General features: G+C 61.0%; 19 protein-coding genes and 7 tRNA genes. 10 read left to right on the top strand and 16 right to left on the bottom strand.

The window, feature by feature from the left end; translation table 11 throughout:
* Window positions 1-103: 103 nt before the first annotated feature.
* On the bottom strand, window positions 104-784 hold the full coding sequence (locus KUV41_RS09025) for an IclR family transcriptional regulator (protein ID WP_224851834.1): 681 nt from the start codon (window positions 782-784) through the stop codon (window positions 104-106).
* Window positions 785-872: 88 nt separating this feature from the next.
* Window positions 873-1,160: a winged helix-turn-helix transcriptional regulator gene (locus tag KUV41_RS09020; protein ID WP_261395964.1), complete on the bottom strand. Its 288-nt coding sequence runs from the start codon at window positions 1,158-1,160 to the stop codon at window positions 873-875.
* A gap of 373 nt (window positions 1,161-1,533) precedes the next feature.
* Here KUV41_RS09020 and KUV41_RS09015 point away from each other — a divergent pair, with 373 nt between their 5' ends.
* The 5 genes from KUV41_RS09015 to KUV41_RS08995 all read left to right on the top strand — a co-directional run bounded on the left by KUV41_RS09015 (window position 1,534) and on the right by KUV41_RS08995 (window position 4,664).
* Window positions 1,534-2,121 carry an NAD(P)H-dependent oxidoreductase gene (locus tag KUV41_RS09015; RefSeq protein ID WP_222485649.1) on the top strand — a complete coding sequence of 196 codons (588 nt, stop codon included), beginning with the start codon at window positions 1,534-1,536 and terminating at the stop codon, window positions 2,119-2,121.
* 29 nt (window positions 2,122-2,150) lie between these two features.
* On the top strand, window positions 2,151-2,498 hold the full coding sequence (locus tag KUV41_RS09010) for a cupin domain-containing protein (protein WP_172977712.1): 348 nt from the start codon (window positions 2,151-2,153) through the stop codon (window positions 2,496-2,498).
* Window positions 2,499-2,524: 26 nt separating this feature from the next.
* Window positions 2,525-3,325, top strand: a complete 801-nt coding sequence (locus KUV41_RS09005; protein ID WP_222485647.1) for an SDR family oxidoreductase — start codon at window positions 2,525-2,527, stop codon at window positions 3,323-3,325.
* Window positions 3,326-3,427: 102 nt separating this feature from the next.
* Window positions 3,428-4,144 (top strand): glutathione S-transferase family protein, encoded by a 717-nt coding sequence (locus tag KUV41_RS09000; protein ID WP_222483794.1) that lies wholly within the window; start codon window positions 3,428-3,430, stop codon window positions 4,142-4,144.
* Between the two features lie 115 nt (window positions 4,145-4,259).
* Entirely contained in the window at window positions 4,260-4,664 is a 405-nt protein-coding gene (locus tag KUV41_RS08995; RefSeq protein WP_222485645.1) for a PaaI family thioesterase, read from the top strand.
* Between the two features lie 655 nt (window positions 4,665-5,319).
* Here KUV41_RS08995 and KUV41_RS08990 read toward each other — a convergent pair.
* The 14 genes from KUV41_RS08990 to KUV41_RS08930 form a co-directional block, all read right to left on the bottom strand.
* Window positions 5,320-6,504 (bottom strand): hypothetical protein, encoded by a 1,185-nt coding sequence (locus KUV41_RS08990; RefSeq protein ID WP_222485643.1) that lies wholly within the window; start codon window positions 6,502-6,504, stop codon window positions 5,320-5,322.
* 260 nt (window positions 6,505-6,764) lie between these two features.
* Window positions 6,765-6,852, bottom strand: a tRNA-Ser gene (locus tag KUV41_RS08985).
* Between the two features lie 137 nt (window positions 6,853-6,989).
* Entirely contained in the window at window positions 6,990-7,556 is a 567-nt protein-coding gene (locus tag KUV41_RS08980) for a YiiD C-terminal domain-containing protein (RefSeq protein ID WP_222485764.1), read from the bottom strand.
* A gap of 50 nt (window positions 7,557-7,606) precedes the next feature.
* The gene (locus KUV41_RS08975; RefSeq protein ID WP_222162019.1) at window positions 7,607-8,167 is read right to left on the bottom strand and encodes a nitroreductase family protein; all 561 of its coding nucleotides are present in this window, start codon (window positions 8,165-8,167) and stop codon (window positions 7,607-7,609) included.
* Window positions 8,168-8,401: 234 nt separating this feature from the next.
* The gene (queF, locus tag KUV41_RS08970) at window positions 8,402-9,256 is read right to left on the bottom strand and encodes an NADPH-dependent 7-cyano-7-deazaguanine reductase QueF (protein ID WP_222485641.1); all 855 of its coding nucleotides are present in this window, start codon (window positions 9,254-9,256) and stop codon (window positions 8,402-8,404) included.
* Between the two features lie 65 nt (window positions 9,257-9,321).
* A complete protein-coding gene (locus KUV41_RS08965) occupies window positions 9,322-10,095 on the bottom strand; it encodes an ABC transporter permease (RefSeq protein WP_206942720.1) in 774 nt (257 codons plus the stop codon).
* Complete coding sequence (locus KUV41_RS08960; protein ID WP_206942721.1) at window positions 10,092-11,036, bottom strand: ABC transporter ATP-binding protein; 945 nt, start codon at window positions 11,034-11,036, stop codon at window positions 10,092-10,094. The genes KUV41_RS08965 and KUV41_RS08960 overlap by 4 nt, the downstream gene beginning before the upstream one ends.
* Window positions 11,037-11,546: 510 nt before the next feature.
* Window positions 11,547-11,675 carry a hypothetical protein gene (locus KUV41_RS19510; protein WP_261395963.1) on the bottom strand — a complete coding sequence of 43 codons (129 nt, stop codon included), beginning with the start codon at window positions 11,673-11,675 and terminating at the stop codon, window positions 11,547-11,549.
* Window positions 11,676-11,884: 209 nt separating this feature from the next.
* Window positions 11,885-11,959: transfer RNA gene (locus KUV41_RS08955), tRNA-Gly, on the bottom strand.
* A 55-nt stretch (window positions 11,960-12,014) separates the two neighbouring features.
* Window positions 12,015-12,090 (bottom strand) — tRNA-Glu (locus KUV41_RS08950).
* 3 nt (window positions 12,091-12,093) lie between these two features.
* Window positions 12,094-12,168: transfer RNA gene (locus KUV41_RS08945), tRNA-Gly, on the bottom strand.
* A gap of 27 nt (window positions 12,169-12,195) precedes the next feature.
* A tRNA-Glu gene (locus KUV41_RS08940) sits at window positions 12,196-12,271 on the bottom strand.
* 4 nt (window positions 12,272-12,275) lie between these two features.
* Window positions 12,276-12,350: transfer RNA gene (locus tag KUV41_RS08935), tRNA-Gly, on the bottom strand.
* 24 nt (window positions 12,351-12,374) lie between these two features.
* Window positions 12,375-12,450: transfer RNA gene (locus KUV41_RS08930), tRNA-Glu, on the bottom strand.
* 320 nt (window positions 12,451-12,770) lie between these two features.
* Here KUV41_RS08930 and msrB point away from each other — a divergent pair.
* From msrB to ggt, 5 genes are all read left to right on the top strand, one after another.
* A complete protein-coding gene (msrB, locus tag KUV41_RS08925; RefSeq protein ID WP_206942722.1) occupies window positions 12,771-13,169 on the top strand; it encodes a peptide-methionine (R)-S-oxide reductase MsrB in 399 nt (132 codons plus the stop codon).
* A gap of 188 nt (window positions 13,170-13,357) precedes the next feature.
* Window positions 13,358-14,359, top strand: a complete 1,002-nt coding sequence (ylqF, locus tag KUV41_RS08920; RefSeq protein WP_222162015.1) for a ribosome biogenesis GTPase YlqF — start codon at window positions 13,358-13,360, stop codon at window positions 14,357-14,359.
* Between the two features lie 97 nt (window positions 14,360-14,456).
* Window positions 14,457-15,686, top strand: coding sequence for a pyridoxal phosphate-dependent aminotransferase (locus KUV41_RS08915; RefSeq protein WP_206942724.1), 1,230 nt, complete (start codon window positions 14,457-14,459; stop codon window positions 15,684-15,686).
* Between the two features lie 186 nt (window positions 15,687-15,872).
* Entirely contained in the window at window positions 15,873-16,772 is a 900-nt protein-coding gene (gene htpX / locus KUV41_RS08910) for a protease HtpX (RefSeq protein WP_206942725.1), read from the top strand.
* Between the two features lie 316 nt (window positions 16,773-17,088).
* Complete coding sequence (gene ggt / locus KUV41_RS08905) at window positions 17,089-18,828, top strand: gamma-glutamyltransferase (RefSeq protein WP_222485639.1); 1,740 nt, start codon at window positions 17,089-17,091, stop codon at window positions 18,826-18,828.
* Window positions 18,829-18,899 lie beyond the last annotated feature (71 nt).

Genomic DNA, 18,899 nt, shown 5'->3' with positions numbered 1-18,899 from the left:
GACGCGATGAGGAGCATGCCGATGCCGCGCAGGCAGGCACAGGGGTGAGCGGCGGATGCCGATCAAGATTCGACAATGTCGAACGGCGAGGAGTACAGGAGGGTCAGCGCGCTAGAAGTTGCTTCGCCAACCGGCTCAGCTGCGCCTGCGTCCAGCGCGATGAGGGACCCGCCATGCCCAAAGCGGCCACGCACTCACCGCGCTGGCGCAGCGGAATCGCCAGGCAACAAAGACCTGCCTCCACGGCTTCAAGGTCCAGTGCAAAGCCCTGGAGGCTGACCTCCCGAAGCCGGGCCTCCTGCGCATCGGTCAGGGGGCCATCGCGCCTGACCTGGCGCAGCAGGTCGTCATCGTTGGCCAGGAAGACATGGCCGATCGCCGAATGCCGCAGCGACTCCCGGCGTCCTCGCGGACTCTGGACACGCCGCGGCTGTCGTCCCTCCACGGCCTCGAGATAAAGGTACTGCTGGCTGCCGCAGGGCGCGGCCAGATAGACCGTCTCATCACTCAGCGCCGCGGCTTCTTCCAGTAGTCCGCGGTAATGATGACGCAGTTGCTCACGCTCCTGTGCTAAAGGCTCAGCCAGCTCGTCAAGACGCAACCCAAGCCAGTAGCCCTCGGCCAGGCGCCGGACGTAGCCCAATGCCACCAGGGTATTCAGCAATCCGTGAACGGTGGTCTTGCCCAAGCCCACCTCAGCGCTGAGATGGGCCAATGTCTGCGGCTTGTCGGCGCGTCGCAACGCCTCGAGCAGCAGAAAGCTGCGCGACACCGACTGGATCATTCTGGTCACTGACGTGCCTCGCACTGGGTTCCGGAGCGTGCGGTGGGAACGCCCGACACCCCGCGAGAGCGGCCCGGAGACACCCTCATCATTGGTCCACGACCCCTTCCGGCAATGACTCGCTCCATTCACGCAGTTCATCGAGCACCCTGATGGCCGTCTCGCCAAGTGGCGTGATCGCGTATTCGACCACGACCGGCGACGTCTCGCGCACGTGCCGGGAGATCAGTCCCTTTGTCTCGAGAAAACGCAGGCGCTCGGTGATCATCTTCTTGCTGGCGCCCCCCACCATGCGAGCAAGGTCATTGAACCTCACCGGCCCTTCGTTGATGTGCCACAGCAAGGACCCTGTCCACTTGCCCCCGAGAATTCGCATGCCCTTCTCGATGGCACACGGCTCCAGACAGGGCGACGCGACACGACGCCGGCCTTTCGAATCTTCCGTCACAGACGCTTCCAATGTCATATCTCCTGTCAGTTTGACCCAGTCCCCGCTCGAGTCATGGCGTTGACGGCGCCTTGGCCGCTCTCCTCTACCAGGGCGTCCTCTACCAGGGCGCCTTCCACCAGCGCGTCGCCTCCAAGACGTCTCTTACAAGGCGTCAACACGTCCGCCGGGATGTCACGCTGCTGTCCAGCGACTAGGTTACCAAAAGTATACTAGTTGTTTTTATATACCGCTCGCTTCATCTTAACTCCTGAAGAGCCTGCAGATCCATGACTCATTGCCACTCAAGACGGAGATTTTTATGCGTAACGTACTGATCATAAACGGTCACCATCCCTATCCATTTGCCAAGGGCACACTCAACGACAGCCTGGCTGAGCGCGCGCGCTCCCGGCTAGCCGACCAAGGACACGAGGTGCGCGTCAGCCGCATCGCCGAAGGGTATGACGTCGAGGAGGCGATCGCCGATCACCAGTGGGCCGACGTCGTGATCATGCAGTTCCCGATCAACTGGATGATGGTGCCCTGGTCCTTCAAGAAGTACATGGATGAGGTCTACACCGCCGGCATGGACGGCCGTTTCTGCAACGGCGACGGTCGCACCGCCGAGAAACCGAAAGAGAACTATGGGCTGGGCGGTACCCTGACCGGCACCGACTACATGCTCAGCGTCACCCTCAATGCTCCGGCCGAAGCCTTTGATGACCCCGAGGAACCCTTCTTCGCCGGCAAGTCGCTGGATGACCTGGTCGCTCCCGTGCATCTGAACGCACGCTTCTTCGACATGAGCCCACTGCCGACCTTCGGCGCCTTCGACGTGATGAAGAACCCCGACATCGACAGCGACCTCGCACGCTTCGATGCCCACCTCGAGCGCGTCTTCGGATGATGCCTCCGTCACCTTCAGGAGAACACCCCATGACAACACCTCAATGGCCTGACGCTGGGCACCCGGTTCCGCTGGCCGACCAGGCCTCTCCGGAGTTCTACCGCGAGCTCATCAACACCGGTGAGACACGCCTGGTACACATGACCATGGCCCCCGGCGCCGCTGATGCGCCTCACCGCCATCCCGAAGAGATCGTCTACTTCCTTTCTGCCGGCCGCCTGCGCATCGCGCTGGAAAGTGGCGATGTCGTAGAGCGTGACGTGGTAGCAGGGGACGTCATGCATAACGAGGCCTGGGCCCACCAGGTGACCAACGTTGGCGCGACTTCCGTCGAGGCCATCATTTTCGAACGCCTGGATCGCGACGACCTGGCGTAACCCCACTTATCTCGAGGAGAGAGACGATGAAAACCATTCTGATGACAGGGGCCGGCAGCGGTCTGGCGGAAGGTGCCGCACTGGGACTGGCGCAGCAAGGACACCGGGTCATTGCCACGGTGGAGATCTGGCCACAGGTATCGGCCCTGAAAGAGAAGGCGCAGCAGCTGGGGGTTCGCCTGGAGGTCGAAAAGCTCGACATCACCGATGCTCAGGATCGCGACAGCATCTTTGCGCGCTACGGCGCCGAGGTGGATGTTGTGGTGGCTAATGCGGCGATCGGCGAGACCGGCCCCATCGCCGAAATCCCCGTGTCGCGCGTGCGCAAGGTCTTCGAGACGAACGTCTTCTCGACCCTCGAGTTCGTCCAGCCTTACGCCAAGACCTTTGCCAGCCGCGGCCAGGGCAAGATCGTGCTGGTATCTTCCATCGCCGGCTTCACTACCTTCCCGTACCTCGCGCCCTATGTCGCGTCCAAGCATGCCCTGGAAGGTATTTCCCAGCTGCTCCACGAAGAACTGGCACCGCTGGGCGTGAAGGTCGCCACCATCAACCCGGGCCCCTTCCGCACCGGTTTCAACGACCGCATGTACGACACCCTCGACCAGTGGTACGACCCAGAGACAAACTTCACCCCTGAGGCGCCGATCCGAGAGACCCAGCAACTGTTCGCCGGGGACGACCTTCAGCTTGACCCCTCATCCATGATCGATGAGATGGTGCGCCTCATCCCGCTGGACGAGCACGCCTTCCGCAACGTACATCCCGCACGATTCGAGGAAGACGTAAAGCGCTACCAGGAGAGCCTTTGGGACCGTCAGATGTGACCGTCCACAGGCAACAGGAAATGCGCGTCGGGCCCGATGCACGAGGGTAGCGGGCCCGGCGAGCAACGCCCTACATCGCGTTACCCCATGAGGACGTTCCCTATGTCACAGCCGGATATTCACCTGTACACCGCCGCCACCATGAACGGTTACAAGCCGGTCATCTTTCTCGAAGAGGCGGAGGTGCCCTACGAATTGACCTTCATCGACTTCGGCAAGAAGGAGCAAAAGGCGCCCGACTATCTCAAGCTCAACCCCAACGGGCGCATTCCCACCATTGTCGACCGAGGCAATGACGACTTCGCCGTGTTCGAGAGTGGCGCCATCCTGTGGTACCTGGCCGAGAAGTACGACCAGTTCCTGCCCAGAGAGGCCAAGGCCCGCAGCGAAACGCTGCAGTGGCTGATGTTCCAGATGGGGGGCATCGGTCCGATGATGGGCCAGGCCATGTACTTCCAGCGCATCGCCGCCCCCAACGGCCAGCAGGAACCCTTCTCCATCAAGCGTTACGTGGATGAGTCCCGTCGCCTGCTGGAGGTCCTGAACACCCGCCTGGAAGGCCGCGAGTGGCTGGCGGGGGATCAATACACCATCGCCGACATGGCGACCTACCCCTGGGCACGCGCCTACGTCTGGGCCAAGGTGTCGGTCGAGGGTCTCGACCACCTGAAGGCCTGGTTCGAGCGGCTCGATGCGCGCCCCAAGATTCAGAAGGCCTTGACCATCCCGAAGGCACAGCCCGCCTTCTGGGGTGACGCCGACGAAAGCGAGTTTCTCAAAGAAAATGCAGCACGCTTTTCCTCCGATGTGCGCACCTGAACTCGCCCCGGCTTGGCCCATCGCTGCAGGTGTGTAGCGACCCAATAGTGACAGCCTTCGGCCAGTGTGTATCGTAGGCGCTGTTCAGGATCATCTTCACAACGAGACCATCGCCATGACCACCGCCGACGATATCAACCGCATGCTGGCAACACACTGGCCAAGCTGTCCGTTTACCTGTCTCGAGCTTGCCGAGCGCCACGCCATTGCCACGGTCGAGGTGCGAGACGAGGACCTGCGGCCCGGTGGCTATGTGTGTGGCCCTGCCCTGTTTGCCGCGGCCGACGCAGCACTGTGGTTTCTGGCTTCTGCTGGCCGTGAAACGCCACAGGCCATGGCGTTGACCTCTGACCTGGCGATTCGCTATCTGTCGCCGGCTGTCGGCCAGCGGATCATCGCCCGGGCCGACCTCAACAAGAGTGGAGGCAGAACCATGATCGGCAGCGTATCAGTGTGGATGGATGACAGCGAAAGCGAGCCCTGCGCCATCGCACAGGGCGCTTATATTCTTCCCGCCTGATAGTTGATGTCGGCTCCCGCCCGTCTATCACCTGGGAGCATACAACCCTTCGGCCGGCCGGGCGCCGATGGCCTCAGGCCTGCTCGGCGTTGGTCTACCGCGGTGCAGCGTCGTGCTGCTTGCGGAGATCCTTCAACGACTTCTCACCCGGTTTTACAACGCACTAGAGCTTATCGATCCACCTCAGAGCAAGGAGGAGGTGAAATCGCGCTGGCGCGCCATTTAGCGACAGTGACCTTGCCTTTCAAGATGTCAGTAACCACAGCTTTTTGAGTATCCCTGTTCGTCGTTCACAGTTCAGGGGTCGACGGGAGGTTCGTTGCTGATTTCACCCTCCCGATAGCTGCGCTATTGCCTGTGCAGCTTGAGAGGGGGCACTTCAGCGCGTTGTAGATGGCCTCATGTGAAATCTGCCGGCGTGAGTCGCTAGAGACGTACGCTTCATGTGTGCTGGCTATCCGTCGCGGAGACCAGTACCTGCGCAGTAAGTAGATCAACACCTCGAAGAGCCCCGTCCGGGTGCAGCTAGGGACGCTGGCGAGGCCAATATCGCCTCCGACGAGGCCGGTAGGCCTGCATTATAGACCTTGATCGGTCACGTGCCGCGCTGGGTCATTGAGACCGCCGAAGCGCGTGTCTGACGCTGCGCGGTCATCTATTCTGTTGACGTCAATAAGACGACTCGGTTCACGCGCTTATCTTGTCCGAATTCGATCAGAGTAAACCATTCCCGGTAAGCATCCTCAGAATGGGTACCGGAAATGTCGGGGCAGGCCGGGATAACGAATTCTTGCGATCTGGCGGTATATCCTGAGGGCACGCGTCCAAGAATGCGGATTACTTCCCCACGGGTCAGACCAACCCTGATGCCCGAGGGCGTCTGCCAATTCGGCGAGATGGTGGACATATTGACAACGACATCTCGGAAAAAATCGATATTCGCGCCAATCAGGGCTATCCGGTCAATTGGCTCATCACTGAACGAGGTTGCGTCGGTGGCCTTCGGTGTTCCGAACTTGCTGAGTGCGCCCACTGGCGCGCCCATCTTTATCCCATTGAGGCGAAGCTCCGATGGGGGAAGGCAATCAAATTCGTCGCTATATTGATGGTTTTTTAGCAGAAGCGGTATGGAGGCCGATGAAACAGCATCCGATATCCAGGTCTGGGAGTCCCAATCCCACGTCTGGCCGGCGGCCACTTTGACATCATGGAGCCCGCCGCCAAAGCCATAGCTTACGGTCTCAGGGATGCATTCAAGCCTGGCGATCCGCTCGCCCCCCTCGGTCACTTCAACCCACCCAAAGCGCCTTATCGAACGCTGCATCTCCTCCTCGGAAAACGGACGGTCAAAGCCGCCCACAACGTTATAACCGTAATCTTGATTGAAGAAGGTGACTGACTCGCTGATCGCCTTGCCAAGCCCCGACCATGGCTCAAAATCAACGCGTTCAATGGGTTCTGACAGAGAGAGATCCGCTGGCCCGCCAATCGGGCCGTAGCTGTAGGTGGCAGTCTGGCTATCGAAACACACGAAGACTTCGGTACCGAGGCCTTCCATCTGGCAGGAGGTGAAGGCTTCCTGCCCTTGTGGGCAGCCTGCCTCCGCTCCCGTCGCCAGCAGACCCATCACGAGCAACAGGCCGCCCATTAGTCCGTATTTCAGTCGCCCAAGCCTTTTGAGATGCATGTCTCTATCCCGGCACTGATGAGGAGGTTTCACACCAAACACTATAGCGCTGCAGGTGCCACGCTTGAGAAAAATTCCTAGAGCGCGGTCGAACAGGAACACATCCTCGATCTGATCAGAGCTCGGTGCCTGGTGCGAAACTTGGGGATCCATTCGCTCTCGTGGGGCGCAGACGATACGCTCCAGGCAGCATCAGCGAAATAGCCGCCGTTCACTGCTCGTGTTCAGAATCTATGGGGCGGGACGATGCAGGCTTAGCCCTTGGCTCAAGTCCCCGGGACCACCTCGCGTGACAGGTCAACAGATGACGGTTTCCAAGAGCAGGTAAACAAGGCCAGGTAAACAAGATCAGGGTAAACACCACCCATATAGAAAAAGCCCGCTGATCTCTCAGCGGGCTTTTCATCAATTCGTGGCGGAGGGGGAGGGATTCGAACCCTCGAAGCCTTTCGACTTACACACTTTCCAGGCGTGCTCCTTCGACCACTCGGACACCCCTCCGCATTGTCATCTTGAAGAACACGTTGCCCGCGTTGCGCGGTGCTTATCCCTCAAGACGGCGCATACTTTATCGCCTTAAGTTCTCGATTGCAAGCCGTTTTTTGCTACTTTGCCCATATGGAAGATCGGTTTGGTGCCTAGACGGCGATTGGCGGCTCGCTGGGTAGCACGGCGTAGTCACCACGCGCCTCGAGGCACAGCGTTTCACCACACCACAGCTCCTGAACCAGGGCGATTCGCCCCTTCCCTCGCTCGGCCAGGCGACGCTCCAGCCCATCCTCGGGCGATGTCTCCCCGGCGATAGCACTGTCGAGCATTGCTCGGTCGTCGCCCGGCGCCTCCGGCCGGCAGATCAAGCGATAGTCCCCGGTCACCGGCGCCACAAAACGCTGGCTAGCCTGCGCTACCACGACATCCTGGTTGATCCTGCGACGCCTAAGCCACAGCGTCGTCCAGCACCAGCCCTGCAGGGTGGTCTGAGCGGTCAACGAACCGCCAAAACCGGTGCCCTTGTCATTGAGGTTGGGACGCAGATCGAGCTCCCACACGAGAGCGTTACCCTCTTCCCGCATGCGCTGGATGCCAAGCGATCCCACCAGGGGGATGGCCTCCCCCAGCCAGTCAAGAAAACCGTTCAGGTCTTCTGGCACACCTGTCGGCGGCAGCGCTGGACGGAGATGCGCGTGGCCAACCTGTCTTGTCATGTCATCCATGAACGTGCGTCCCGTGTCAGCTGACCCAAGCGCAACGGCGCTTAGTCCCATACCTCGACGTAATCCTCTACCCGGTGCTCGGCAATGGGCTTGTGACGACCACCCAGCTGGCCCAGGTAGATGAAGGCGACCAGCTCATCGTGCTCTCCCAGCCTGAGCCCCTTGCGCACAGTGTCGTCGAAGGCGTACTTGCCACTGCGCCACATGGCGCCAAGCCCCTGGGCATGAGCGGCCAGCAAGATACCGTGGGCGGCGCACCCTGCGGAGATCACCTGCTCAATCTTCGGTACCTTGGGCACGTCCGGGTCCACCTTAGCGACGACGCCGATGATCATCGGTGCGCGCTTGGGTTTCATCCGTGCGCTGTTAAGGCACTCGTCGGTCGCCTTGGGGTCTTCGCGAAACTCGGCCTCGGCGAACAGCTCGCCCAGCCGGTCGAGGCCTTCACCGGAGAACTCGATAAAGCGCCAAGGCCTGAGTTCCTTGTGATCCGGCGCGCGCAGCGCGGCTCGGTACATGGCATCGAGCTGCTCACGGGACGGAGCAGGCCCCGCCAGCTTGCCCATGGAGCTGCGTTCATGCAGCAATGTCATGGCATCCATCGTGTCACTCCAGAGGGCGAATGCCCTGTCACAATTCAATGGTTGAGACGCTTTCGCATTACCCTACCAGACCACTCAGGTATTGTCCCTGCGGCACCCTCTATCGCCGCGATCCTTCTAAACAATCTATCTACACGATCTCTCCCAAGGATCGATCCACAGGAACGATCCCAGGAACCTATCCTAGAAACATTCCCCGCGATCTAGCGCGCCGCATCCACTGCGTGCGGCTGGTCACTGCCGCGCCAGGCGCAGCGGCGTGGGAGGCGTCTCGCCGGGGGTGCCGCGCCAGGGGCTGATATCCAGACCACCGCGCCGCACGTAGCGCGCCAACACCAGCAGGCGTTCAGGGCGGGCCCTCTCCATCAGGTCCACGAACATGTGCTCGACACAGTGTTCGTGAAAGTCCTGATGCTGACGGTAACCGACGATGTAGCGCAGCAGGCCATCTCTATCGAGTCTGGGCCCACGGTAGCGAATCATGACGCTGCCCCAATCGGGCTGTCCGGTAACCGGGCAGTTGGACTTGAGCAGGTGCGAGGTCAGCGTCTCCTCGACAATCTCATCGCTCACCGTCAGGTGATCGGGAGTGGGTGTATAACGAGCAATTTCGATATCCCGGTCGTCGATGCACTCACCCGGCAGGCGGCGCGGTGACAGCTGCTCATCCTCGACGTCGAGAATTTCGACGCTCACCGCCGCCCCTGCCGCCTCGCCAAGGTCCCGCTCCAGGGTCGCGATGAGCTCACTGCGCGAACTCACGCGCGTCTGGTTCAGGCTGTTGAGGTACAGCTTCCACGACTTGGACTCGATCAGACGTGGTGAGCTCGCTGGCAGACGAAAGCGCGCCACGGCAACGCATGGCTTGCCCTTGGGCGTCAGCCAGGACAGCTCGAAGGCGTGCCATTCGTCTTCTCCCACGAATGGCAGTGCATCCTCCGCGATGCCCAGAGGCGCCCGGTTGGCCGCCCGCTCGATGGGGAAGAGAAGCCCCGGATCGTACTGGTCGGGGTAGGCCGACTCTCGTCCCAGCGGGGCGTCGGCCAAGGTCGCGGGGCGATGGTGAGGATGATCGGACGAGTGACTCATGCACGCTACCTGAACACAAAAGAATCAAGAAAAAGGGTCACGGCAAACGCCGCGATGACGCGGCGCTAGCTACGAATGCCCTTGCCATTTTCCAGCATCCACAGGGCAATGGCGAATAGACCAATGATAAAGCCAAAGATCGCGGTCAGGGCCCAGCCCACCGGGATATCCGACACCCCAAGAAAGCCGTAGCGGAAGACGTTGACCATATACAGGATCGGGTTGAGCATCGACGCCCCCTGCCAAAAGTCCGGCAGCAGGGAAATCGAGTAGAACACCCCGCCGAGGTAGGTCAGCGGCGTCAGCACAAAGGTCGGCACGATGGAGATGTCATCAAACTTCTTGCCCAGCAGCGCATTGATGAAACCGCCCGTGGCGAACAGTGCCGCGGTCAGAATGACCACGCCGATGGTCAACAGAGGATGCGCGACCTCGATCCGGGTAAAGAACAGCGACACCCCGGTGACGATGATGCCAACCCCAAGCCCACGTGCCATGCCGCCCAGAATGAAGCCCGCCAGCATCACCCAGTTGGGCATGGGCGACACCATCATTTCCTCGACACTACGCTGAAACTTGTTGGAGAAAAACGACGACGCCACGTTGGAATAGCTGTTGGTGATCACGGACATCATGATCAGCCCCGGCACGATGAAGTCCATGTAGCTGTAGCCGTCCATCTCGCCAATGCGCGAGCCAATCAGGTTGCCGAAGATGATGAAGTACATCGTCATCGTGATCGACGGCGGCAACAGCGTCTGAGGCCAAATGCGGGTAAAGCGACGAATTTCCTTGATCACCAGGGTCCATAGGGCGATCGCTATCTGGCTCGGATTCATCCACGCATCTCCTTGTCTGCATTGCCGCTTTCCACCATGGAGACGAACATCTCCTCCAGCCGGTTGGCACGATTGCGCATCGACAGCACCTTGATGCCGTCCCGCTTCAGCGCGTCGAACACGTCATTGAGGCACTGCCCACGATGGACCACGACCGACAGCTGGGCATCGTCGACCTTGCCCACCTCGAAGCCCTCGATGGCCGGTGCCTCGGACACCGGCTCTGCCAGGTCGAGCAGGAAGGTTTCGGTGTCGAGCTCCGCCAGCAGCTCTCTCACGCTGGTGTTACGCACGATTTCCCCGTGGTTGATGATGCCCACGTTGCGACAGAGGCTCTCGGCCTCTTCCAGGTAGTGGGTGGTGAGGATGATGGTGGTGCCCTCCTCCCGGTTGATGCGACGCATGTACTCCCACATGCTGCGGCGCAGCTCGATATCTACGCCGGCGGTCGGCTCATCGAGAATCAACAGCTTGGGTCGATGCATCAGCGCCCGCGCAATCATCAGCCGCCGCTTCATCCCGCCAGACAGCATGCGCGCACTGCCGTTGCGCTTGTCCCACAGGCTCAAGTCCTTGAGCAGGCTCTCTGCCCGCGGCAGCGCTTCGCGCCGGGACATCCCGTAGTAGCCCGCCTGCGCCAGCACGATATCAATGACTCGCTCAAACTGGTTGAAGTTGAATTCCTGGGGCACCACCCCGAGGTGATACTTGGCACGGGCAAAGTCCTTGTCGATATCGATGCCGAAGATCGATACCTGGCCCGCGGTCTTTTGTACCAGCGAACAGACCACGCCCAGTGTGGTGGACTTGCCGGCGCCGTTGGGACCCAGCAGCGCGTAGAAGTCGCCCTCCTGAACATCGAGGTCGATGCCCTTGAGAGCCTTGAAACCATTGCCGTAGACCTTGGTCAGGCCTCGAATGGACAGAGCCGGTTCGGCCATGAGGGATCCTTGGTGTGGGTGTCAGGGGAAATAGATAGAAGGCTCACCATATGGGGTCACTCAGCCACATCTTCAACCGAGCCACCCGCCTTGCCGCTGCCAGCAGCGTGTAACCTAGAGGGCAACACGATGCCCCGAGAGCGCCTGGACATACGTGTCGAACGCCGCCCAACCTACCACTGACGCCTCTTTGGTGAGAGACGAGGGACCAAAGGCGAGAGCCGACGTCCATCAAAGCATGACGGAGGTCAGTGGCCGCCCCCTTGAACGCAGCCTAAGCTAAACAGTCTTAACCACTACGAGGACAACGCCATGACGACCTGCAACAAGCACCCACATCATGAGCATCAGCACGGGCCTGGGTGTGGTCACACGGCGATAGAACATAACGGGCACATCGACTACCTGCACGACGGGCACCTGCACCACATGCACGGCGACCACGTGGATGAGCACACCATCGAGGTAACTGATCAAAACCCGGCAGACTGCACGCCGCACCACCAGTGTTCAGGCCATGCCGCAGATCATGTGCATGGCCCCGGATGCGGTCATGAACCAGTGCCTCATGGGGATCATATCGACTACCTCGTCGATGGCCACCTGCACCACCCTCATGGGGATCACTGTGACGATCATGGCCCCGTCACTGTCGTGACATAGGTGACTTGAGGTCAAAGGGGGGCTGGCGCACATCATCAGACAAGCGTCGCCCCCCCCCCTAGCGGCTGACGGCGCATGACAAGAGATACGCACAGCGAGTCAGACCATCCAGAAAGCACAAAAAAAGGGCCCGGGGGCCCTTTTTTTGTCAGGCACTGCCGCCGAGGCAACAGGCCAATAATTTTTGGAGCGGGAAACGAGATTCGAACTCGCGACCCCAACCTTGGCAAGGTTGTGCTCTACCACTGAGCTATTCCCGCTCTATCGATGCAGAGACCGCGACAGCTGTCGACGTCCCTCTGCTGCGTTGCGAAGTGGCGTCCCATAGGGGGTTCGAACCCCTGTTCCCGCCGTGAAAGGGCGGTGTCCTAGACCACTAGACGAATGGGACGCATGGAGCGGGAAACGAGATTCGAACTCGCGACCCCAACCTTGGCAAGGTTGTGCTCTACCACTGAGCTATTCCCGCAAACGCATCGCAAATTGTACCGGAAAGTGGCGTCCCATAGGGGGTTCGAACCCCTGTTCCCGCCGTGAAAGGGCGGTGTCCTAGACCACTAGACGAATGGGACGCATTGGAGCGGGAAACGAGATTCGAACTCGCGACCCCAACCTTGGCAAGGTTGTGCTCTACCACTGAGCTATTCCCGCATTCCGGCCTTTCAAGAGTCGAAGTGGCGTCCCATAGGGGGTTCGAACCCCTGTTCCCGCCGTGAAAGGGCGGTGTCCTAGACCACTAGACGAATGGGACGCATCGGCCTCGTCTCTCTCGAGGTGGCGCGTATGTTACTGAGCACCCTGAAAAGTGTCAACCCCGAGTCACGATTTTCCTGTTCGATTCAACGCCCTTCTCTATATATCCACCCTATTACCCGTCCTGCTTGCCCCATACACAGGCACACGTACATAGACACACGGGCCTCGTATGAGGCCGACACCCAGCGCAGTATTCACAGGTAAGCCCCACGTACACCATGGAACGGTCAGCGTGAAACCGTCGGGTTGGTCAAACGGCCATAAACGTCTTAGCTTGAAGTGAGCGCCTGCGTCGAACCTCACGGGAGAACATCCATGCGCAAGAAGATCGAGAAAACCGATGCCGAATGGCGGACACAGCTTTCCCCGGAGCAATATCACGTCACTCGCGAAAAAGGCACGGAGCGCCCCTTCAGCGGCGACTACCACGTCACCGATACCCACGGCATCTATCACTGCGCCTGCTGCAACGCGCCCCTGTTCGAGAATGAGCACAAGTTTGATGCCGGCTGTGGCTGGCCAAGCTTCGACCGGCCGCTGTCCGAGAGCTGCATCCAGCTCGATGACGACCATCGACACGGCATGCGCCGTACCGAAGTCAGCTGCCAGCGCTGCGACGCCCACCTCGGCCACGTCTTTGCCGACGGCCCTACACACACCGGCCAGCGCTACTGCATCAACTCACTGGCACTGAACTTTCACGAAGGTGAATAGCGCCTGGCGCACCTAGCACGCCCTTTCCGCCCCTTGGCGACCACGGCCACCCCGGCGGCTCGTGGTCGCCCACTTACTGCATCGACTCGAGCTTCAGCAGCCTGCCCGCATCTCTGCTGACGACATTTGACTCGGGTTTCCCTAAGATGGAGCGTCATTTGCGCTTATAGAGTAGGCAGGAGAAAGAGATGCTGGGCTGGTTTCCGGGACACATGAACAAGGCGCGCCGTCAGATACTGGAGGCGCTGCCGGAAATCGACGTGGTGATCGAGGTGCTCGACGCCCGCCTGCCCTACTCCAGCGCGAACCCGATGCTGGCCAGTCTGACCCGCCACAAGCCGGTGCTGAAGATTCTGTCTCGCGCCGATCTCGCTGACCCGGAGGGCACCCGCGCCTGGACCGCCTTCTTCGACGCACAGCCAGACACCCGCGCGCTGGCGGTGACCACGACCAACACCCGCGAGCTGAAGCGCATCCCCAAGCTATGTCACGAACTGGCCGGTCAGGTTCGCGCAGACCGGGATGTGCGGGTCATGGTCATGGGCATCCCCAACGTCGGCAAGTCGACGCTGATCAACGGACTGGCTGGCCGCACCATTGCCAAGACCGGTAACGAGCCAGCCGTCACCAAGCGTCAGCAAAAGGTGCGCATTCAGGGTCGCGTTGCCCTGACCGACACTCCCGGCGTGCTGTGGCCCAAGATCGAGGACCAGGCCAGTGCCTACCGCCTGGCCGCCAGCGGCGCCATCCGAGACACCGCTATCGACTATGTCGATGTGGCCTTGATTACCGCTGCCGAACTGGCGAAGCGCTATCCAGAAGCCCTCAGGTCACGCTATAAATTGACGTCACTGCCTGCCTACGACGCGCATCCTGACGCGGACAAGGTCGACGCAGATGGTGACGAGCGTCCCGACCTCATGGCCCAGGCTGGCTTCGACGGCCACGCCATCCTGGCGGATATCGCCGCCAAGCGTGGGGGACTGCGTGCCGGCGGGGAAATTGACCTGCATCGTGGCGCCGAAGTGCTGCTGCATGAGCTGCGTGATGGCAAGCTCGGCCGACTGACGCTGGAAACCCCGGATGACATCCCGGTGGATGCCCCTGCCGACGACGACATCAGCGCCGAGGCCTCCCCGGCTGAAGCAGACGACAGCTCGGCATCGGGTGGTGCGACCTCGGAAGACTGACTACCCGGCAGACGGCCATCACGACCTGCCACACACGGCTACACGACCGGCCCGCCCTCAGCGGGCACGTTACAACGGATTCTGCGAGACCCGCGCCATGGACACGCCTACCCTTTCAAAGTCACACAAGCTGGATAACGTCTGCTACGACATTCGCGGCCCGGTGCTGGAGCACGCCAGGCGCCTCGAGGACGAAGGCCAGCGCATTCTGAAGCTGAATATCGGCAATCCAGCCCCGTTCGGCTTTGAAGCGCCGGAAGAGATTCTTCAGGACGTGATGCGCAACCTGCCCACGGCCCAGGGCTATTGCGACTCCAAGGGACTGTACTCGGCACGCAAGGCCATCATGCAGGAATGCCAGCGCAAGGAGATCCCCGGCGTTGGCATCGAGGATATCTACATCGGCAACGGCGTGTCAGAGCTGATCGTCATGGCCATGCAGGCCTTGCTGAACGACGGTGACGAAGTGCTGATTCCGGCCCCGGACTACCCCTTGTGGACCGCCGCCGTCAATCTGTCCGGTGGCCGTGGCGTCCACTACCTGTGTGACGAGCAGGCGGACTGGGCGCCCGCCATGGATGATATCCGGGCCAAGGTCACCAGCCACACCCGTGCCATTGTCATCATCAATCCCAACAACCCGACCGGCGCCGTCTATCCCCCCGAGGTACTGCGCGAGCTGCTCGACATCGCCCGCGAACACAACCTGGTGGTGTTCTCCGACGAGATCTACGACAAGATTCTCTACGACGACACCGTGCACGTGGCCACCGGGGCGCTGGCCAGTGAAGATCAGCTGGTCGTGACCATGAATGGACTGTCCAAGAGCTATCGCTGCGCCGGCTTTCGCAGCGGCTGGATGACGCTATCCGGCACGCTCGCCCGGCAGCGAGCCAATGACTTCATTCAGGGGCTGACCATGCTGGCATCGATGCGCCTGTGCGCGAATGTGCCTGCGCAACATGCCATTCAGACAGCACTTGGCGGCTATCAGTCGATCAATGATCTGGTCCTGCCCGGTGGGCGACTGCTGGCACAGCGGGACATTACCGTAGAAAAGCTGAATGCCATCCCGGGGGTCAGCTGCACCACGCCGAAGGGCGCCTTGTATGCCTTCCCGCGCCTGGACCCCAAGGTCTACAACATTCAGGATGACCAGCAGCTGGTACTCGACCTGCTGCTGCAGGAAAAGATCCTGCTGGTACAGGGCACCGCCTTCAATTGGCCGGATCCGGACCATGTCCGCATCGTTACCCTGCCCTGGGCGGACCAGTTGGGTGATGCGCTGGATCGCTTTGCCCGTTTTCTGTCGCGCTATCGCCAGTAAATCGGCAAGCACAGGCACGCACTGGCAGGCGCAAACCGACAGGCACTTGCGCTTCGCTCGACAAGCGATGGAGCGATCAACGCCTGGGCGCTTGAAACTTGGCGCCCCAGGGCTTATCTAAGCATCTGATTCCCCCGTCGAGCCACTGGGCTCTTCAGGTTTCCTTCCTTACGGAGAATGTCGGCAATGATGAGAATCCTGCTCTTTCTGGGCACCAACCTGGCGGTGATCCTGGTCGCCAGTATCACCCTGCGATTGCTGGGCGTGGAGCCGTACCTCAACGCCCAGGGCATCAACTTTAACAGCCTGCTCATCTTCTGCTTTGTGTTCGGCATGGCAGGGTCCATGGTATCGCTGTTCATCTCCAAGTGGATGGCCAAGCGTTCCACCGGCACCGTGATCATCGAGAACCCGTCCAACGCCACCGAAAAGTGGCTGCTCGACACCGTGGCCGAACTCGCCCGCGAGGCCAACATCAAGACGCCTGAGGTCGGTATCTTCCCGGCCCAGCAGTCCAACGCCTTTGCCACCGGCTGGAACAAGAACGACGCCCTGGTCGCCGTGTCTGCGGGACTTCTCAACCGCATGCAGCCGGAAGAAGTGAAGGCCGTGCTGGCCCACGAGATCGGTCACGTGGCCAACGGTGACATGGTCACCCTGGCGCTGATTCAGGGCGTGCTGAACACCTTCGTGATGTTCTTCGCTCGGGTGGTGGCACAGCTGGTCGACAGCTTCCTGCGCCGCGATGACAACGAAGGCCTTGGCTTCTTCGGCTACTTCGCCGTGGTCATGGTCGCCGAGATCGTGTTCGGCATTCTCGCCTCGATGATTGCCGCCTGGTTCTCCCGCTTCCGTGAGTACCGTGCCGACGCTGCAGGAGCCAAGCTTGCGGGCTCCGGCGCCATGATCAATGCCCTGGCACGCCTCAAGGCCGAGACCCAGATGCCCGATCAGATGCCGGATACCCTGACCGCCTTCGCCATTACCACCGGCCAGACTCGCAAGCTGATGGAGAAACTGTTCGCCAGCCACCCGCCGCTGGACGATCGTATTCGCGCCCTCAAGGAAGCCGCTTACCGTCAGTGACGAAAGCGCCGTCCTGCCAACACCCCCGCCGGTCCCGCCGGCGGGGGTGTTTCTTTTTCAGCATCATTTTTTGCTGTGGTCTACCGCGCCTCTTGTCGTGCTTGCCACGGCCCCGGCTCCTCGCCACTGCGCTTGTACCGGTCGCCCTCAGCTCCCTTCGACACCCGCACACCTCTCTTGTTGGCGCCCAACCCTATTTGCGCTGTGGTCCATGGGCGTCAATAGTAAAACGGCGAGTCATGCCTGATGGCCGCAGCACCATTCGACAGTGCCACCATTCCATCACCCAACGATCCGACAACCTGAGGGGTACGCCATGTCGATCTCCCGCCGTTTACGCACCACCATCACTGGTTCAGCCATCGGTCTATCACTGAGCCTGAGCGCGAGCCCAGCGCTCAGTGACAGCCAAGCCATTCTCGAAGGCGAACGGTTCCATCCGGAAGTGAGCACCAGGGGAATGGTCGCGACCAGCCATTTCCTGGCCTCGGAGGTGGCCCGCGACGTGCTGGCCAACGGTGGCAACGCGGTGGATGCCGCCGTCACGGCAGGCTTTGCCCTGGCTGTCACCCAGCCACGTTCGGGCAATATCGGCGGCGGCGGCTTCATGCTGATCTCCGATGAGACAAGCGGCGATGTGATCGCCATCGACTATCGCGAGAAGGCCCCCAAGGCGGCCTACGAAACGATGTTTCAGGATGACAGCGGCGACGCCGTAGCCGAGCTGTCCCGCTATACCCACAACGCCGCCGGCGTGCCCGGAACGGTTGCCGGACTCGCCCTGGCGCTGGAGCAGTACGGCACCATGACGCTGGCCGAGACGCTGGCGCCCGCCATCAAGCTCGCCGAGGACGGTTTCGCTGTGCCGCAACGGTTCGTCGATGGCATCGAGAGCGCCAGTGAACGTTTTGAGCCCTGGGAAGCCAGTCGCGCCAAGTTCTTCAAGGAAGATGGTTCTCGTTACGAGGTAGGCGACATCTACCGCCAGCCAGACCTGGCAGCCACCCTGAAGCGAATTGCCGAACAGGGACCCAGGGAATTCTACGAGGGCGAGACCGCCCAGTTGATTGCGGCCGAAATGGAACGCCACGATGGCATGATGACCCTGGAAGACCTGGCCAGCTACCAGGCCACGGTGCGAGAGCCGGTGCACGGCAATTACCGGGGCTATGATGTCTACGCCATGAGCCCACCCTCCTCCGGCGGCGCCCATATCGTGCAGATACTCAACATGCTCGAGGGCGACGACATCGGAGCGCTGGGCTTCAACTCCGCCAGCACCATCCACCTGATGTCCGAAGCCATGAAGCGCGCCTATGCCGATCGCTCGCAGTACCTGGGAGATACCGACTTCGTCGACGTCCCCCTGGCCGGCCTGACCTCAGAAGACTATGCCGCTGAACTGCGCAGCGAGATCGCCGCCGATCAGGCTACGCCGAGTGCCGATATCGCCCCCGGCAACCCGCTGCCCTACGAGTCCAACGAGACCACCCACTTCTCGATCGCCGACGGCAACGGCCTCGCGGTCTCAAATACCTACACCATCAACTTCAGCTATGGCTCGGGTATCGTGGTGGATGGCGCAGGCTTCCTGCTCAACAACGAAATGGACGATTTCTCCGCCAAACCGGGGGTACCCAATGCCTACGGGTTGATCGGCGGCGAAGCGAACAAGATCGAGCCTGAAAAGCGCATGCTGTCATCGATGACGCCCACCATCGTCAAGAAGGATGGCGAGAACTTCCTGATCACCGGCAGTCCGGGCGGATCGCGGATCATCACCACCACGCTGCAGGTGCTGATGAATGTCATCGATCATGGCATGAACATCCAGGCTGCGGTGAGCATGCCGCGCATTCACCATCAGTGGCTGCCTGACGAGATCCGCATCGAGCAGGGAATCAGCCCGGACACCATCCAGCTGCTCGAGAACATGGGCCACAGCGTCAGCCTGCAGGAAGCCATGGGCGCCGCTCAGTCCATCATGATCGAGGACGGCACCTTCTACGGCGGAGCCGACCCACGACGCTCCACCTCTTCTGCCATGGGGCTATAAAGGACGAAGGCAGGCCGAAACAGGCCAAGACAGTCCCCGACGATACCTCCACCACGCACCGGATGCGTCCC

Origin of the sequence: Halomonas sp. DP8Y7-1, from assembly GCF_019801685.1 — a bacterium.
Taxonomy (GTDB): Bacteria; Pseudomonadota; Gammaproteobacteria; order Pseudomonadales; family Halomonadaceae; genus Halomonas; species Halomonas litopenaei_A.
Note: the sequence above shows the minus strand (reverse complement) of the source record. Positions and strands in the feature narration are given on the sequence as shown.

Coding starts and splice junctions, on each gene's coding strand:
- KUV41_RS08965 (WP_206942720.1), bottom strand. CDS start 10,095: ATGAATCCGAGCCAGATAGCGATCGCCCTATGGACCCTGGTGATCAAG.
- msrB (WP_206942722.1), top strand. CDS start 12,771: ATGCGCAAGAAGATCGAGAAAACCGATGCCGAATGGCGGACACAGCTT.
- htpX (WP_206942725.1), top strand. CDS start 15,873: ATGATGAGAATCCTGCTCTTTCTGGGCACCAACCTGGCGGTGATCCTG.
- KUV41_RS08995 (WP_222485645.1), top strand. CDS start 4,260: ATGACCACCGCCGACGATATCAACCGCATGCTGGCAACACACTGGCCA.
- KUV41_RS08960 (WP_206942721.1), bottom strand. CDS start 11,036: ATGGCCGAACCGGCTCTGTCCATTCGAGGCCTGACCAAGGTCTACGGC.
- KUV41_RS08975 (WP_222162019.1), bottom strand. CDS start 8,167: ATGGATGCCATGACATTGCTGCATGAACGCAGCTCCATGGGCAAGCTG.
- KUV41_RS09015 (WP_222485649.1), top strand. CDS start 1,534: ATGCGTAACGTACTGATCATAAACGGTCACCATCCCTATCCATTTGCC.
- ylqF (WP_222162015.1), top strand. CDS start 13,358: ATGCTGGGCTGGTTTCCGGGACACATGAACAAGGCGCGCCGTCAGATA.
- KUV41_RS09020 (WP_261395964.1), bottom strand. CDS start 1,160: ATGCGAATTCTCGGGGGCAAGTGGACAGGGTCCTTGCTGTGGCACATC.
- KUV41_RS08915 (WP_206942724.1), top strand. CDS start 14,457: ATGGACACGCCTACCCTTTCAAAGTCACACAAGCTGGATAACGTCTGC.
- queF (WP_222485641.1), bottom strand. CDS start 9,256: ATGAGTCACTCGTCCGATCATCCTCACCATCGCCCCGCGACCTTGGCC.
- ggt (WP_222485639.1), top strand. CDS start 17,089: ATGTCGATCTCCCGCCGTTTACGCACCACCATCACTGGTTCAGCCATC.
- KUV41_RS09025 (WP_224851834.1), bottom strand. CDS start 784: ATGATCCAGTCGGTGTCGCGCAGCTTTCTGCTGCTCGAGGCGTTGCGA.
- KUV41_RS09010 (WP_172977712.1), top strand. CDS start 2,151: ATGACAACACCTCAATGGCCTGACGCTGGGCACCCGGTTCCGCTGGCC.
- KUV41_RS19510 (WP_261395963.1), bottom strand. CDS start 11,675: ATGATCGTCACAGTGATCCCCATGAGGGTGGTGCAGGTGGCCATCGAC.
- KUV41_RS08990 (WP_222485643.1), bottom strand. CDS start 6,504: ATGGATCCCCAAGTTTCGCACCAGGCACCGAGCTCTGATCAGATCGAG.
- KUV41_RS08980 (WP_222485764.1), bottom strand. CDS start 7,556: ATGACAAGACAGGTTGGCCACGCGCATCTCCGTCCAGCGCTGCCGCCG.
- KUV41_RS09000 (WP_222483794.1), top strand. CDS start 3,428: ATGTCACAGCCGGATATTCACCTGTACACCGCCGCCACCATGAACGGT.
- KUV41_RS09005 (WP_222485647.1), top strand. CDS start 2,525: ATGAAAACCATTCTGATGACAGGGGCCGGCAGCGGTCTGGCGGAAGGT.